1 protein-coding gene is annotated in these 853 nt (G+C 52.5%); it reads right to left on the bottom strand.

The features are described from left to right. Positions 1-68: 68 nt before the first annotated feature. Positions 69-773: an IS6-like element IS26 family transposase gene (locus KHQ23_RS24985; protein ID WP_001067855.1), complete on the bottom strand. Its 705-nt coding sequence runs from the start codon at positions 771-773 to the stop codon at positions 69-71. Positions 774-853 lie beyond the last annotated feature (80 nt).

Genomic DNA, 853 nt, shown 5'->3' with positions numbered 1-853 from the left:
AATAATGTCCCGGGTGGGCACTGTTGCAAAGTTAGCGATGAGGCAGCCTTTTGTCTTATTCAAAGGCCTTACATTTCAAAAACTCTGCTTACCAGGCGCATTTCGCCCAGGGGATCACCATAATAAAATGCTGAGGCCTGGCCTTTGCGTAGTGCACGCATCACCTCAATACCTTTGATGGTGGCGTAAGCCGTCTTCATGGATTTAAATCCCAGCGTGGCGCCGATTATCCGTTTCAGTTTGCCATGATCGCATTCAATCACGTTGTTCCGGTACTTAATCTGTCGGTGTTCAACGTCAGACGGGCACCGGCCTTCGCGTTTGAGCAGAGCAAGCGCGCGACCATAGGCGGGCGCTTTATCCGTGTTGATGAATCGCGGGATCTGCCACTTCTTCACGTTGTTGAGGATTTTACCCAGAAACCGGTATGCAGCTTTGCTGTTACGACGGGAGGAGAGATAAAAATCGACAGTGCGGCCCCGGCTGTCGACGGCCCGGTACAGATACGCCCAGCGGCCATTGACCTTCACGTAGGTTTCATCCATGTGCCACGGGCAAAGATCGGAAGGGTTACGCCAGTACCAGCGCAGCCGTTTTTCCATTTCAGGCGCATAACGCTGAACCCAGCGGTAAATCGTGGAGTGATCGACATTCACTCCGCGTTCAGCCAGCATCTCCTGCAGCTCACGGTAACTGATGCCGTATTTGCAGTACCAGCGTACGGCCCACAGAATGATGTCACGCTGAAAATGCCGGCCTTTGAATGGGTTCATGTGCAGCTCCATCAGCAAAAGGGGATGATAAGTTTATCACCACCGACTATTTGCAACAGTGCCCGCACAAAGCACATGCC

The organism is Klebsiella sp. 64, assembly GCF_018223915.1.
Classification (GTDB): domain Bacteria; phylum Pseudomonadota; class Gammaproteobacteria; order Enterobacterales; family Enterobacteriaceae; genus Klebsiella; species Klebsiella pneumoniae.
The sequence above is the reverse complement of the archived record's forward strand: the minus strand, read 5'-3'. Positions and strand labels throughout refer to the sequence as shown.

Bases quoted from the DNA above. Each gene is read 5' to 3' on its own strand.
- KHQ23_RS24985 (WP_001067855.1), bottom strand. From the start codon at position 773: ATGAACCCATTCAAAGGCCGGCATTTTCAGCGTGACATCATTCTGTGG.